This is a genomic window from Candidatus Binataceae bacterium (genome assembly GCA_035308025.1).
Lineage (GTDB): Bacteria > Desulfobacterota > Binatia > Binatales > Binataceae > JAJPHI01.
In genome coordinates, this window is record DATGHL010000008.1 from 118492 (window position 1) to 133203 (window position 14712).

General features: G+C 62.9%; 9 protein-coding genes. 7 read left to right on the top strand and 2 right to left on the bottom strand.

The window, feature by feature from the left end:
* The first annotated feature begins 1 nt into the window (after window position 1).
* The 3 genes from VKS22_02180 (at window position 2) to VKS22_02190 (ending at window position 3080) form a co-directional block, all read left to right on the top strand.
* Complete coding sequence (locus tag VKS22_02180; protein ID HLW69408.1) at window positions 2-154, top strand: DUF5989 family protein; 153 nt, start codon at window positions 2-4, stop codon at window positions 152-154.
* Between the two features lie 99 nt (window positions 155-253).
* Window positions 254-1624: an NAD(P)/FAD-dependent oxidoreductase gene (locus VKS22_02185; protein HLW69409.1), complete on the top strand. Its 1371-nt coding sequence runs from the start codon at window positions 254-256 to the stop codon at window positions 1622-1624.
* Window positions 1625-1712: 88 nt separating this feature from the next.
* Window positions 1713-3080, top strand: coding sequence for an NAD(P)/FAD-dependent oxidoreductase (locus VKS22_02190; GenBank protein ID HLW69410.1), 1368 nt, complete (start codon window positions 1713-1715; stop codon window positions 3078-3080).
* A gap of 145 nt (window positions 3081-3225) precedes the next feature.
* Here VKS22_02190 and VKS22_02195 read toward each other — a convergent pair whose 3' ends face one another.
* Window positions 3226-4446, bottom strand: coding sequence for a CaiB/BaiF CoA-transferase family protein (locus VKS22_02195; protein ID HLW69411.1), 1221 nt, complete (start codon window positions 4444-4446; stop codon window positions 3226-3228).
* Between the two features lie 102 nt (window positions 4447-4548).
* On the opposite strand from VKS22_02195, the gene VKS22_02200 reads away from it, so the two are divergent.
* From VKS22_02200 to ilvD, 3 genes are all read left to right on the top strand, one after another.
* Window positions 4549-7023: a transglycosylase domain-containing protein gene (locus VKS22_02200; GenBank protein ID HLW69412.1), complete on the top strand. Its 2475-nt coding sequence runs from the start codon at window positions 4549-4551 to the stop codon at window positions 7021-7023.
* 128 nt (window positions 7024-7151) lie between these two features.
* The gene (clpB, locus tag VKS22_02205) at window positions 7152-9761 is read left to right on the top strand and encodes an ATP-dependent chaperone ClpB (protein HLW69413.1); all 2610 of its coding nucleotides are present in this window, start codon (window positions 7152-7154) and stop codon (window positions 9759-9761) included.
* Window positions 9762-9903: 142 nt separating this feature from the next.
* Window positions 9904-11577: a dihydroxy-acid dehydratase gene (ilvD, locus tag VKS22_02210; GenBank protein HLW69414.1), complete on the top strand. Its 1674-nt coding sequence runs from the start codon at window positions 9904-9906 to the stop codon at window positions 11575-11577.
* Window positions 11578-11645: 68 nt separating this feature from the next.
* Here the strand turns inward: ilvD and VKS22_02215 are convergent, their stop codons facing one another.
* Window positions 11646-11921 carry a hypothetical protein gene (locus VKS22_02215; GenBank protein HLW69415.1) on the bottom strand — a complete coding sequence of 92 codons (276 nt, stop codon included), beginning with the start codon at window positions 11919-11921 and terminating at the stop codon, window positions 11646-11648.
* 291 nt (window positions 11922-12212) lie between these two features.
* On the opposite strand from VKS22_02215, the gene VKS22_02220 reads away from it, so the two are divergent.
* Window positions 12213-14273, top strand: coding sequence for an NAD(+) synthase (locus VKS22_02220; protein HLW69416.1), 2061 nt, complete (start codon window positions 12213-12215; stop codon window positions 14271-14273).
* The last annotated feature ends 439 nt before the right edge of the window (window positions 14274-14712 follow it).

Sequence of the window (14712 nt, forward strand, 5' to 3'; positions counted from 1 at the left end):
TATGTTCGAGGCGCTAGGCGATCTGTGGGGCTTTATGCGCGAACACAAGAAGCTATGGCTGGCCCCATTCGTCGGCGTATTGCTTATTGTCGGTGTGCTGGTGATTCTGTCGGAATACTCGGCGGTGGCGCCATTCATCTATACGCTCTTTTAGGTTGCAGTAGCGCGACGGACCAGTCGCATTGGCTTAACGAAAAGGTCTCGCTATTCCTCGCGCGCTCATGCCAAATAGAAGGGAGGCTTAATTAACGACATGGCAGAAGTAGATTTCGATGTTGCGATCCTCGGCGGCGGACCCGGCGGCGGCGCTGCCGGATCATACCTCGCGCGGGCCGGTCTGAAGTGCGTCATCTTCGAACGCGAGCTCTTTCCGCGCCAGCATGTCGGCGAATCTCTGGTGCCGGCCTCGAATCGCGTGCTCGCCGACCTCGGCTTGATTGAGCAGATGGACGAGAACCGCTTCCCGCGCAAGTTCGGCGCGGTCTGGACCTCGGCGGCCTTTGCGCCGGTTTACAACGTCGATTGGGAAGGTCTCGGCGATTCTTCGCAGAGCGTCGGCACCGAAGAAGCGGCGGCCGATATTCGCTTTGAGGAGCGCGCGCAGCCCGGCGTCAATCTGAACTATACCTGGCACGTCGATCGCGGCAAGTTTGACAACATGATCCTCAACCGCGCCAGCCAGCTCGGCGCGACCGTTTATGAAGGGATGCGCGTGCAGGGGGTCGATTTCGCCGACCCCACGATGCCCAAAGTACGCGTCATGATGGGTCGTCAGGAGCTCAATCTGCGCACCCGCATGGTGATCGATGCCTCGGGCCGCCATACCCTGCTCGGCAATCAGCTCCGGCTCAAGGTCACCGACCCCATTTTCGATCAGTACGCGATCCACGCCTGGTTCGAGAATCTCGACCGGCTCGCGATGGCGAAAAAAGAGATGTTCGGGGATTACATCTTCGTGCACTTTCTGCCGGTGAATAACACCTGGATATGGCAGATTCCTATTACGGAGACGATCACCAGCGTCGGCGTCGTCACGCAGAAGCGCAATTTTCAGAAGACCCGGCAATCGCGCGAGCAGTTTTTCTGGGAATGCGTCGATTCGCGCAAGGAATTCGGGGAGGCGCTGCGCGCCGCCAAGCAGCTACGCCCGCTCAAGGACGAGGGCGACTACAGTTATAGCATGAAACAGATCTGTGGCGACGGCTTCGTCCTCGTCGGCGACGCCGCGCGCTTCGTCGATCCGATCTTTTCGAGCGGCGTCAGTATCGCGCTCAACAGCGCCAAACTCGCGAGCCAGGATATCGTCGCGGCCGCCAACAATGGTGGTTTCCACAAGATGGCCTTCAACAATTTCGAGGCCATGATGCGCCGCGGCACGCGCAACTGGCACGAGTTTATCGCGCTCTATTACCGGCTCAATGTGCTCTTTACCTTCTTCATTCAGGACCGCCGCTACCGGCTCGACGTCTTGAAGCTTCTGCAGGGCGACATGTACGACGAAGAGCGGCCGAAGGTGCTGCAGGAGATGGCGCGCGTGGTGGGCGACGTCGAGAAACGCCCCAACCATCCGTGGCACAAGCTCCTCAATGACCTCACTTGCGACGCCTTCCGCCCGGAACAGTAGGCGGAGCGCCAGGGGGCGGCGGAGTCTGCGAGCTGCGTTCAGAATTTAGAAGACGCCCAAGCCTGACGTAAAGAGGTAATTAAGCCATATGGCAGAAGTAGATTTTGATGTTGCGATACTCGGCGGCGGACCCGGTGGTTCAGCCGCAGGCGCCTACTTGGCCCGGGCCGGTCTGAAATGCGTCATCTTCGAGCGCGAGCTCTTTCCGCGCCAGCACGTCGGCGAATCGCTGGTGCCGGCGTCGAATCGCGTGCTCGCCGACCTCGGCCTGATCGACCAGATGGATGAGCAGGGCTTCCCGCGCAAGTTTGGCGCGGTTTGGACCTCCGCGACCTCAGTTTACAAGCACGACCTCGCGGGTCTTCAAGAGGCTGGCAAAGCCGCCGAAGAAGTCGACGCCGAGGCCGACATCCGCTTCGAAGAGCGCGCCATGTCGGGTGTGCCGCTGACCTACACGTGGCACGTCGATCGCGGCAAGTTCGACAATATGCTCCTGAATCACGCCAACAAGCTCGGCGCCACGGTTTATGAAGGGTTGCGCGTGCAGGGGGTCGATTTCGCCGATCCGGCGATGCCCAAAGTTCGCATCACGATGGGCCGCCAAGAGCTCAATCTGCGCACTCGGATGGTCGTCGACGCCTCGGGCCGCCACACCCTGCTCGGTAATCAGCTACGGCTCAAGGTCACCGATCCGGTCTTCGATCAGTTCGCGGTGCACGCCTGGTTCGAGAACCTCGATCGCCTGGCGTTGGCGAAAAAACCGATCCTCGGGGACTACATCTTCGTACACTTTCTGCCGGTCAATAACACCTGGATCTGGCAGATTCCAATCACCGAGACGATCACCAGCGTCGGCGTCGTCACGCAGAAGCGCAACTTCCAGAAAACCCGTCAATCGCGCGAGCAGTTCTTCTGGGATTGTGTCGATTCGCGCAAAGACTTCGGCGAGGCCTTGCGCGCCGCCAAGCAGCTCCGCCCGCTTAAGGATGAGGGCGACTACAGCTACAGCATGAAGCAGATCTGCGGCGACGGCTACGTCCTCGTCGGCGACGCCGCCCGCTTCGTCGACCCGATCTTCTCGAGCGGCGTCAGTATCGCGCTCAACAGCGCCAAGCTCGCCACCCAGGACATCGTCGCCGCCGCGAACAACGGCGGCTTCCACAAAGTCGCCTTTAACAACTTCGAGTCGCTGATGCGCCGCGGCACCCGCAACTGGCACGAGTTTATCGCGCTCTACTACCGTCTCAACGTGCTCTTCACTTTCTTCGTGCAGGACAAGCGCTATCGCCTCGACGTCTTGAAGCTCCTGCAGGGCGACATGTACGACGAGGAGCGGCCTAAGGTGTTGGCGGAGATGGCGCGCGTGGTGAACGACGTTGAGAAGCGCCCGAACCATCCGTGGCACAAGCTGCTCAATGATCTAACCTGCGACGCTTTCCGCCCAGCGGAACACTAGGCGGAGCACAGCGTAGCCGAGCAAGCGAGTTTTGATCTTCGCCGCGCGTCCGGTGGGTGGCCGAGTCCGCGAGGCTCAGCAACGGGCAGACTCCGCCGCCCCCTGCGCCCGGCATCCGCTCAGCGATACAAAAGTGGCTTGCTGTTCAGCGGGGGCCGTGATGCAGGGCGCCGTTGGCTTCGAGTTGCTGCACGCGCTCGGGCGAGTAGCCGAGAAAGTCACACAGAATCTCGGCGTTGTGCTCGCCCAAGGTCGGCGCAACCATCTCGCGCGGGACGGGAAATTCGGAAAAGCGCAGGGGAAAGCCCGGAACGTCGTAGTCGCCGATGAAGCGATCATTAATCCGGCGGACGGTGCCGCGCTCGCGCAGGTGCGGGTGGTTGATCGCCTCCTCAACCGTTAGGACGGGCGCGTAGGGGACGCGATGCTCGGTGAGGAGGCGGAACAGCTCCTCGTCGTTCGGCAAGGAATCGATCCAGTCCTGGACGAAGCGATTCAGTTCCGCGGAGTTGGCGCCGCGCGCGGGCAGGTCCTTGAAGCGCGGATCGGTGGCGAGCTCCGGGCGGCCCATCGCGCGACACAGGCAGGGCCACTGATGGTCGATGCCGGCGATAATCAGGACGGCGCGGCTTTTGCCATTGAAGACGCCGACCGGACTTACTAGGTAGTGATGAGCGCCGGAGCGCTGCGGCCGAAACGCGCCGTGGCTCGCGCTGAGCATCTCGACGTTAGCCTCGTGGTAGCTGAAATAACAATCGAGGAGGGAGGCCTCGACGTGCTGGCCGCGGCCAGTGCGCTCGCGATGGAGCAAAGCGGCGAGCACCGCGCCCATCGCGTGTACGCCGGTGCTGACGTCGCCGATGGCGGCTTGCGGAAAGACCGGCGGGCGGTCAGGGTAGCCGGTCATGTCGAGGATGCCGGAGTAAGCGGCGCCGATAAAATCGTAGCCCGGCTGCTGGGCGAGCGGTCCGCTCTGGCCGAGCGATGAAATCGAGCACATGACGATTTTCGGATTGAGCGCGCTGACGATCTGATAGTCGAGGCCGAGGCGGCCAATCACGCCCGGGGAGAAGTTCTCGACGAGCACGTCAACTTTCGCGACCAATTCCTTGAGCAGCGCGAGCGCGGCGGGCTTGCGCGGATCGAGGCACAGGCTTTTCTTGCCGCGATTCTGTTGCACAAAGTAGGCGCTGCGGCCATCGCGCAGGACCGGGATGCCGCGCGCAATATCGCCGGCGGGCGCGATCTCCACTTTGATCACCTCGGCGCCCATCTCAGCCAGATAACGCGTGGTGGTGGGTCCGGCGATGACCTGGGTGAAATCGAGCACCTTGTAACCGTCGAGCATGCGTGAAGTCTCAGCCATGACGATTAGCTCCTCGCGGGCCAGCGCCAGCAATCGCATCGTTCGCGGCAAAAGACAAGAAAGCCGGGGTTGCGCTATAATTGCGGACGCGGTGGAGGAGGCATGGGCAAGCCGGTCAAAGGGCGCGGCAAGGCGTCAGACGGAGGGCGCGCGAATCGCATAGGCGCGCTGATCCGGCGAATCGGCTGGCGGCGCGGCGTGCTCGGCCTCTTCCTGATCTGCGCGTTTGGCTTTGGTTTTTACCTCGCCAACGTCTACGCCGACATCTCAAATCTGATCGAGCAACGGCGCGCGGCGCTGACCTCGGCGATCTTCTCGGCCCCGCTGCGGGTGCATCGCGGCGACGCCATCGCGCAAATTCATCTGCTCGATCGGCTCAACACGCTGAGTTACTCGCCGACTACAAGCCCGGCGCATCCGGGGGAATACTCGATGACGCCCGGCGCGATGGCGATCGACTTGCGGGAATTTTCGATTGGCACGCGCGCCTATCCGGCCGGGCTCGTGCGGCTGACGTTCGATCACGATCGCGTCGCGGGTATCGCAGACGCCTTCGGGGTCGCGATGGCGGAGGCGGTAATCGAGCCGGAGGTGATCGGGCATCTGTTGCCCGATGCACCCGCCGAACGGGTCGAGGTCGCGCTGACGGAACTGCCGCCCTATTTGACGCAAGGACTGATCGCGACTGAAGATCGCTTTTTTTATTACCACTTCGGCTTTGATCCGATCCGCATAATCGAAGCGGCGGTGGTGGATTTGCGCTCGCATCGGATGCGGCAAGGCGCCAGCACGCTGACGCAGCAGCTCGCGCGAACTTTTCTGGACAGCCGGACACGGAGCTTGCACCGCAAGGTCCGCGAACTGGCCGTCGCGCTGGTGCTCGAGATGCGGCTGTCGAAGAACGAAATTCTCGAACGCTACATAAACGATGTCGCGATGGGCGAGTACGACGGCACGCCGGTATACGGGATGCCGCTGGCGGCGCGCTATTACTTCAACAAGGACCTCGCGCGGGTGAGCCCGGCCGAGGCCGCGACCTTGATCGGCATGATCCAGGCGCCGACGCTCGACGACCCGCGGCGTCATCCGGAGGCAAGCCGGGCGCGGCGCGATACGGTGCTGGCGCTGATGCATCGCGCCCACCTGATCGATGATGCGCAATATGCTGGGGCGCTGGCGGAAGCGGTCGTGACGACGAAGCCGGCGGGTTTGCGACGCGCGCCCTATTTTGCCGATTACGTGATCGAGCAGGTCACGAAACTCCCGGGCGTCAGCGGGCATCTGAGCGGGCTGCGGGTCTACACCACGCTCCAGCCCGAGTTACAGGCGTCGGCGCAGGAGGCGGTGACGAGCAATCTGGCGCGGCTCGAGCGCGCGCATCCGCGGCTGCGGCGGCGCGATCGCGCACAACGCCTCGAGAGTTCACTGGTCACACTCGATCCGCACAACGGCGCGATTGTCGCGATGGTCGGCGGCCGCGACTATGCGGCGAGCCAGTTCAATCGGGTGGTGAGCGCCGAGCGTCAGCCGGGCTCGGCGTTCAAGCCGATCGTCTATCTGGCGGCGCTGGATCCGGCTCTGTCGCCGCTAACCGAGCCGGTGACGCTCGCCTCGATTCTACCCGATCGCCCGATGTCGTTCGGCGGCTGGACCCCGGTGAATTATGAGCGCACCTACCAGGGTGAGGTGACGGTCACCTCCGCGCTGGCCGAGTCGCTGAACGTGCCGACCGCATACCTGGGGAGTTTGCTCGGACCGCCCGCCATCGTTCGCACGGCGCATCTGCTGGGGATTCGGAGCAAACTGCCCAACTATCTGCCGGTGGCGATCGGCGCCGGTGAAGTCACGCTGCTCGACCTGGCCGCGGTCTACCAGGTCTTTGCCAGCGGCGGGATCGCGCGGCCGCCGTATGCGGTCGAGGCGGTGACTGATGCGCAGGGCCATCTGATCTACCAGCATCAGGACGAGCAGACGCGGCTGATGAGCTCGGCGATTGCCTATCTGATGACGGGCGCGCTGCAGGCGGTCTTCCAATATGGCACCGCGGCGGGCGCGGCAAACCTGGGACTCGATTTCGCCGCCGCGGGCAAGACCGGCACGACCGACGATTATCGCGATGCCTACTTCATGGGCTACACGCGCCAGCTCGTCACCGGCGTCTGGGTGGGCTTCGATGAGCCGCAAACCATCGGATTGAGCGGGGCGCAGGCGGCCTTGCCGGCCTGGGTCACGTTTATGATCGATGCGGTTCGCCAACCCGAGCTGGGCTTCGGCGAGCCGCCGGCGGGAATCACGATGCTCACTGTCGACCCGTCGAGCGGCGGGATCGCGACGCCCGCCTGTCCGCGTCAGGTTAGCCTGCCGTTCCTGAGCGGAACCGAACCGACCCATATCTGCCCGTTGCACGGCGGCCTACTCGCGGCGGCCGGCGCTGCTCCCGCGACCGCGCCCGGCGACACCGAGAGCGCGACGACCACGCCGCCGAGTGGGGCGCCGGCGTCACCCGCCACTCCAGCGACCAACAGTGCTTTTGGCGCGATCGGAAATTTCTTCGGCTCGCTTTTCGGCAAACATTGAGGATCGCGCGGCGCTGCCCGCGCGAAAGGCTGCCACTTGCCCTCGCGACTGGCTTCGGCGAGATGCGACCAGCAGTTGCTCAAACCTCGCCAATGGTTAGTTTTGGTGCGAGGGCATAAGCATTAATTATGAACGCAAACCGTTTCACTGAAAAACTTCAGGAAGCGTTGGGACGAGCGCAAAGCCTCGCCGTCAGTGCGCATCATCAGGCGGTCGATGTGGAGCATCTGGCCTCCGCAATGCTAGAAGACGAGCAGGGGCTGGCGGCTTCGATTCTGAAGCTGGCGGGCGCGAACCTCGCAGCGGTGCGGCAGAAGCTCGGCGACGAGCTGCGCAAGATTCCGAGTGTCAGCGGCAGCGGCGCGGACAGCGGTCAGACCTACCTGACGCAGCGGCTCAACCGTGTGCTGACGCGTGCGGAGCAGGAAGCCGGCAAGCTCACGGACGAATACGTCTCGATCGAGCACGTACTGATCGCGATGCTCGACGAAGCAGGCTCGACCGCCAAAATTCTTCGCGAAGCCGGACTGACTCACGACAAGCTGATGGGTGTGCTGAAGAAGGTGCGCGGAAATCAGCGCGTGACCTCGTCGAACCCCGAGGCGACTTATCAGGCGCTCGAGCGCTACGGCCGCGACCTCACTCAGCTCGCGGCGGCCGGCAAGGTCGATCCGGTGATCGGGCGCGACGAGGAAATCCGGCGGGTCATGCAGGTACTGTCGCGGCGTACCAAGAATAATCCAGTGCTGATCGGCGAACCTGGCGTGGGCAAGACCGCGATCGCGGAAGGGCTGGCGCAGCGCATCGTCGCCGGTGACGTTCCCGACGGCTTGAAGAATCGCCGTCTGATCTCGCTCGATATGGGCGCACTGGTGGCGGGCGCCAAGTATCGCGGCGAGTTCGAGGAGCGGCTGAAGGCCGTGCTCAAGGAGGTGCAGGAGAGCGACGGCGAGATCATCCTGTTTATCGACGAGCTGCACACCGTTGTCGGCGCCGGCGCGGCGGAAGGCGCGATGGACGCCTCGAATCTGCTCAAGCCGATGCTCGCGCGGGGCGAGCTGCACTGTATCGGCGCGACCACGCTCGACGAATATCGCAAGCATATCGAGAAGGACGCGGCGCTCGAGCGGCGTTTTCAACCAGTGATGGTTGAAGAGCCGAGCGTCGAAGACACCATCTCGATTCTGCGCGGCCTCAAAGAGCGCTACGAGGTCCATCACGGCATCCGCATCAAGGACGCCGCGCTGGTCACGGCCGCGATGCTCGCGAAGCGCTATATCACCGACCGTTTCCTGCCCGACAAGGCGATCGATCTGGTAGATGAAGCGGCGGCCAAGCTGCGCACCGAAAAAGAATCAATGCCGGTAGAGCTCGACGAAGCCAACCGGCGCGTGATGCAACTCGAGATCGAACGCGAGGCGCTCAAGCGCGAAACCGACGCGGGCTCGCGTGATCGGCTGGGAAAGCTCGAGAAGGAGCTAGCCGAGGCGAGCGAGCGGAAGTCTGCGCTGCAGGCGCAGTGGCAGAGCGAAAAGGACGGCATCGAGGGGCTCGCGAAAATCAAGAGCGCGATCGAGCATACGCGCCGCGAGATCGAGAAGGCCACGCGCGAGTACGACCTCAACAAAGTCGCAGAGCTCCAGTACGGCAAGCTCGCGGGCCTCGAAAAGGATCTCGCCGCAGCCGAAAAAGCTATGGCCTCCGCCGCTGGCGCGCGCATGATCAAGGAGGAGGTGGACGAAGAGGATATCGCTGAAGTCGTGGCGCGCTGGACCGGCGTGCCGGTCTCGCGCCTGATGGAAGGCGAGGTCCAGAAGCTCGCTCACCTCGAAGAGCATCTGCACAAGCGCGTCATCGGGCAGGACGAGGCGGTGTCAGCAGTGGCCGACGCGGTGATTCGCGCGCGCGCCGGACTGAAGGATCCGAATCGGCCGATCGGTTCGTTCATTTTTCTGGGACCGACTGGCGTCGGCAAGACCGAACTCGCGCGCGCGCTCGCAGAATTTCTGTTCGACGACGAAGGCGCGATGATCCGCATCGACATGTCCGAGTATATGGAGAAGCATACCGTCTCGCGTCTGGTCGGCGCGCCGCCCGGCTACGTCGGCTACGACGAGGGCGGCCAGCTCACCGAAGCGGTGCGGCGGCGGCCCTACTCGGTGATTTTGTTCGATGAAATTGAAAAGGCGCACGCCGACGTTTTCAACGTTCTGCTGCAACTGCTCGATGACGGGCGACTTACGGACGGGCACGGCCGCACGGTGGATTTCAAGAACACCGTGGTGATCATGACCTCGAATATCGCGAGCCAGCAAATTCTGTCGTTCAAGGGCAAGGATTACGAGCGGATGAAGACGCAGGCGCTCGAGGTTTTGCGCAGTAGTTTCCGCCCCGAATTTCTCAACCGCGTCGACGACATCGTGGTGTTCCATCCGCTGACCAAAGAGCAGCTCCGCCCGATCGTCGAGATCCAGCTAACCCGTCTGCGGGCGCGGCTGGCGGAGCGCAAGATCGAGCTCGAACTCACCGACAAGGCGCGCGACCACCTGGCCGAGCAGGGCTACGATCCGGTCTACGGCGCGCGGCCGTTGCGGCGGATGATTCAGCGCGAGCTTGAAACCACGCTCGGACGCAAGCTGCTGCTCGGCGAGATTCGCGACGGCGCACACGTCGTCGTTGACGCCGGACCGCGCGGGCTCGAATTCACCAGCCGCGGCGCAGAGAACGCTGCGGCGTGACGCGCAACCTTCCGAAAAGAGCTCCCGATCTGAGCTGAACCGCCGTCGCCGTGCCTTGCGGAGCGGCGGCGGCTTGTGGTGCAATCGCGCTTCGCAATTGACCTTTTGCGGCGCATCCCATCCGCCGCACGGGAGATTACTAATGACCGAAAACTTGAGGAGCCGAGTCGTTACGCAAGGCGTGCAACGTTCGCCGAATCGCGCGATGTTGCGTGCGGTCGGCTTCGGCGACCGCGATTTCGACAAGCCGATCGTGGGGATCGCCAACGCTTACAGCACGATTACGCCGTGCAACCTGGGCCTCGATATTCTGGCCAGGCGCGCCGAAGCCGCGGTCAAGGCGGCCGGCGCGATGCCGCAGCTCTTCGGCACCATCACCGTGAGCGACGGCATCTCGATGGGCACCGAAGGCATGAAATACTCGCTGGTCTCGCGCGAGGTGATCGCGGACTCGATCGAGACCGCGTGCAACGCCGAGGCGATGGACGGCGCGATCGTGATCGGCGGCTGCGACAAGAACATGCCTGGCGCGATGATAGCGATCGCGCGCATGAATATTCCCGCCATGTTCGTGTACGGCGGCACGATCAAACCCGGTCATTACAATGGCCGCGACCTGACTATCGTCAGCGCGTTCGAGGCCGTCGGCCAGTTCAGCGCCAACAAGATCGATGAAAAGGAGTTGCTCGAGGTGGAGCGGCGCGCCTGCCCCGGCGCCGGTTCCTGCGGCGGCATGTACACCGCCAACACGATGTCCTCGGCGATCGAGGCGATGGGCATGAGCCTGTCTTACTCCTCGACCATGGCGGCCGAAGATGACGAGAAGAGCGACAGCGCGGCGCAAAGCGCCGAGGTCGTGGTCAATGCGATCCGCCGCCAGCTCCTGCCGCGCCAAATAATGACGCGCAAAGCGCTGGAAAACGCGATCGCGGTCGTGATGGCGGTTGGCGGCTCGACCAATGCGGTGCTGCACCTGCTGGCGATCGCGCATGCCGCCGAGGTGCCGCTCACGATCGACGACTTCGAGGTCATCCGCCAGCGCGTGCCGGTGCTGTGTGATCTGAAGCCGTCGGGACGCTTTGTCGCGACTGATCTGCATCGCGCCGGCGGCATCCCGCAAGTGATGAAGATGCTGCTGAAGCATGGCCTGTTGCATGGCGGCGAGTTGACGATCAACGGCAAGACTGTCGCCGAGAATCTCAGTGAGGTTCCCGAGGCGCCGCGCAAGGATCAGGAAGTCATCCGGCAATGGGATAATCCGATGTACCAGCAGGGGCATCTGGCGATTCTCAAGGGCAATCTTTCGCCCGAGGGGTGCGTCGCCAAAGTCACCGGCATCGCCCATCGCGAGATCACCGGACCGGCGCGAGTCTTCGAGCGTGAGGAGGATTCGCTCGACGCGATTCTCGCGGGCAGGATCAAAAAAGGCGATATTCTGGTGATCCGCTACGAGGGACCGCGCGGCGGACCGGGCATGCGCGAGATGCTCTCACCGACGTCGGCGATAATCGGCGCCGGGCTCGGCGACGCCGTCGCGCTGATCACCGACGGCCGCTTCTCCGGCGGCACCTACGGCCTCGTCGTCGGCCACGTCGCACCCGAGGCCCAGGTCGGCGGCCTAATCGCTCTGATCCATGAAGGGGATTCGATTACGATCGACGCCGATCGCCGCTTGCTGCAGCTTAATGTAGCGGACGCGGAGCTCAGCCGTCGGCGCGCCGCCTGGACGCCGCCGCCGCCGCGCTACACTCGCGGCGTGCTCGCAAAATATGCGGCGCAGGTCTCAACCAGCAGCTTGGGCGCCGTGACAGACTGATCGCGATACCGGCTCGATCACAAGCGCATCAAGCAGAGCGTCGCTTGCGCGCGACGCGGCCGCGAAGGTCAGTTGAGCTGTCGCACCATCCGGCTCTGCCGACGCGGGCGCTTGATCAACTCAAAGGCGACGCGCAGCAAAGTCTGCGACTCCTCAGGCAAGCCGAAATACTCACTGACCGTCGCTGCGCGTATCGCCAGACCGGTTGCGGACTCACTCAGGATGAGAACCTCGGCGCAGTCCCGGCAGATACTCACATTTTCGCGACCAAGTTCCTTTCTTCCCGCGACCACGCGGCCTTCAGCTAACTCCGCGCCGCATTTCGGACAACACGTCTCCCCCACCATGTTTTCCTCCCGTTTGCAGGCCTCCGAATGCCATGGTGCATCGGCATTCTCCCAGTTGCTCCCCCGAGCAGACCATGCAAAGCGGCAGCACCCGTTTCCAATTACAATCGCAAATTCGGTTTTCAGGCAAGGGCTAATCTCGCAATTCGTGGCGTGATCTCTCGTTGCGGGCGAGACGAATTCGGGCGAGCTATGCTGTGGCTCAACAAGGCTTGATATACAGTGGTAAATCATCCGATGGATGGACCGTTGAGATCGCAAAGAAATTATTGAGAACGGGGCGGAAGCGTGCGCCAAGGCGATAACTTTTTCAATCTTTACAATCACGATTTCGTGCGCGTGGCGGTTGCCATCCCGGCCGTGCGGGTGGCAGACGCGGCGTTCAACGCCGGTGCGACGATTGCCTTGATGCGTGATGCAGCGGCGCGCAAAGCGGTTGTCGCGCTCTTTCCCGAATTGGGCCTCTCCGCCTACAGTTGCGACGATTTGTTCCATCAGCGACCGCTGATCGACGGCTGCCGCGAGGCGTTGTCGCGGATCGTCGCAGCTTCGGCCGAAGCGCCGCTCGTCGCGGTCGTCGGCAGCCCCCTCGAGGTCGATAATCTGCTTTTCAATTGCGCGATCGTGATTGCGGGCGGCCGCATCCTCGGTGTCGTACCAAAGACCTACCTGCCCAATTATCGCGAGTTTTACGAAGCGCGGCAGTTCAACGAGGCGGATAGCGCCATCAGCGATACGATCGCGCTCTGCGGCCAAGACGATATTCCGTTCGGGCCGCGCCTGCTCTTTCAACACGATGAGCAGCCGTTGCTGACCCTGCACGTCGAAATCTGCGAGGACCTGTGGGTGCCGATCCCGCCGTCATCGTACGCAGCGCTGGCCGGCGCGACCGTGATGGTGAATCTTTCCGCCTCGAACGTCACGATCGGTAAGGCCGGTTATCGGCGGGAACTGGTCGCGAGCCAATCGGCGCGATGCCTCTCCGCCTACCTCTACTCGGCCGCTGGGCCCGGCGAATCGACCACCGATCTTGCCTGGGACGGTCATGCCTTGATCTGCGAGAACGGCAATTTGATCGCAGAGTCGATCCGCTTCAACGATGCGCCGCAGCTCATCTGCGCGGAGTTGGACCTTGAGAGGCTGGCGCAGGAGCGGATGCGTCAGACGACCTTTGGCCAGGCGCGGCGGCGCGAGCGTCGCACACTCGGCGAGTTTCGCAAAATCACCTTTTCGACGCCGCTCCCACGCCGCGAGCCGCTGCTCCTCGAGCGGCATTACGAGCGCTTCCCCTATGTTCCTGCGGACGCCGCCGGGCGCGACGAGCGCTGCGCAGAAGTCTACGAGATTCAGGTGCAGGGATTGGTCAGCCGGCTGCGCGCGAGCGGTTTCGCACGCGTCGTGATCGGCATCTCGGGCGGGATCGATTCGACCCAAGCCCTGTTGGTCTGCGCGCAGGCGCTCGATCGTCTAGGCGCGCCGCGCGAAAACCTGCTGGCCTACACGATGCCCGGTTTCGCCACCAGCGAACGGACGCTGGCCCAGGCACGCCGACTGATGGCCGCGATCGGCTGTGCGCCGCACGAAATCGACATCCGCCCGGCGGCGTCGCAAATTCTCAAGGATATCGGGCATCCTTACGCCGCGGGTCGCGAGCTCTACGACGTCACGTTTGAGAACGTGCAGGCGGGCGAGCGCACCAATCTGCTGTTCCGTCTGGCGAATCTCAACAATGCGATTGTGGTCGGGACCGGCGATCTGAGCGAGCTCGCGCTCGGCTGGTGCACTTACGGCGTCGGCGATCAGATGTCGCACTATGCGGTGAACGCGAGTGTGCCAAAGACTTTGATTCAGCACGTGATTCGCTGGGTGGCGGAAACCGAGCGCTTCGGCCGCGCGGCCGGCGGCGTCCTTCGCGACATCCTCGCGACGGAGATTAGTCCCGAGCTGGTACCCGCCAACGGCGGTGCGATTCAGGCCACCGAGACGCTGATAGGCCCTTATGAATTACAGGATTTTAATCTCTACTATACTCTGCGGTTTGGTTATCCACCGCCCAAGATCGCTTTTCTCGCTTACAATGCCTGGCGCGATCTGACGCTTGGCCGCTGGCCAGATATCCCCCCCGAACGCCGTCACGAATACCGTCTCGAACAGATCAAAGGTCACCTGCGCACCTTCGTCTGGCGCTTTTTCAAGCTGAGCCAGTTCAAGCGCAGTTGCATCCCGAATGCGCCGAAGGTCGGCTCGGGCGGCTCGCTCTCGCCGCGCGGCGACTATCGCGCGCCCAGCGACAGCGAGGCCACCGCCTGGATGGAGCAGCTCGAACTAATCCCCGATCGCGAGCCATAAGCTCGACGGCAGCACTGCGATCGAGAAATCGGACCTGTTTCAAGTTTCTAGCCGCCGATTACACTACTTTTGAGTTAGCCGACCGATACAGGCTGACCGCCCAACCGCGGGTCGTAGCCGAATTGTTCATCGTGATTGAACAATTCGTTCGCTCCACTTGAACGCCTTTATTAAGAGAAGCGACTTGGCGAACCCGTCATTCAGCTTAGGACGAATAATGGGTTTGAGCCGGTGAGGTAATTATGCGTCTTCTGAGATTATTTCTAGCGTCTTCAGTTTGCTTCGTGCTCGGCGCCTACGACTGTGCGTTCGCTCAGACGCCTTTGCCGTCATTCCCGCTTTACTGTCAAGGTCCGCTCCAAACGGGGCCTCCCGCGCAGCCTACGCTAACGCCCTACACATGGGCCAGCCAAGGCGCCGGCGCGGCAAATCCCGCACC

What these genes read in the sequence shown, in the direction of transcription:
- VKS22_02180 (HLW69408.1), top strand. Translation starts at nt 2, where the DNA reads ATGTTCGAGGCGCTAGGCGATCTGTGGGGCTTTATGCGCGAACACAAG.
- VKS22_02185 (HLW69409.1), top strand. Translation starts at nt 254, where the DNA reads ATGGCAGAAGTAGATTTCGATGTTGCGATCCTCGGCGGCGGACCCGGC.
- VKS22_02190 (HLW69410.1), top strand. Translation starts at nt 1,713, where the DNA reads ATGGCAGAAGTAGATTTTGATGTTGCGATACTCGGCGGCGGACCCGGT.
- VKS22_02195 (HLW69411.1), bottom strand. Translation starts at nt 4,446, where the DNA reads ATGGCTGAGACTTCACGCATGCTCGACGGTTACAAGGTGCTCGATTTC.
- VKS22_02200 (HLW69412.1), top strand. Translation starts at nt 4,549, where the DNA reads ATGGGCAAGCCGGTCAAAGGGCGCGGCAAGGCGTCAGACGGAGGGCGC.
- clpB (HLW69413.1), top strand. Translation starts at nt 7,152, where the DNA reads ATGAACGCAAACCGTTTCACTGAAAAACTTCAGGAAGCGTTGGGACGA.
- ilvD (HLW69414.1), top strand. Translation starts at nt 9,904, where the DNA reads ATGACCGAAAACTTGAGGAGCCGAGTCGTTACGCAAGGCGTGCAACGT.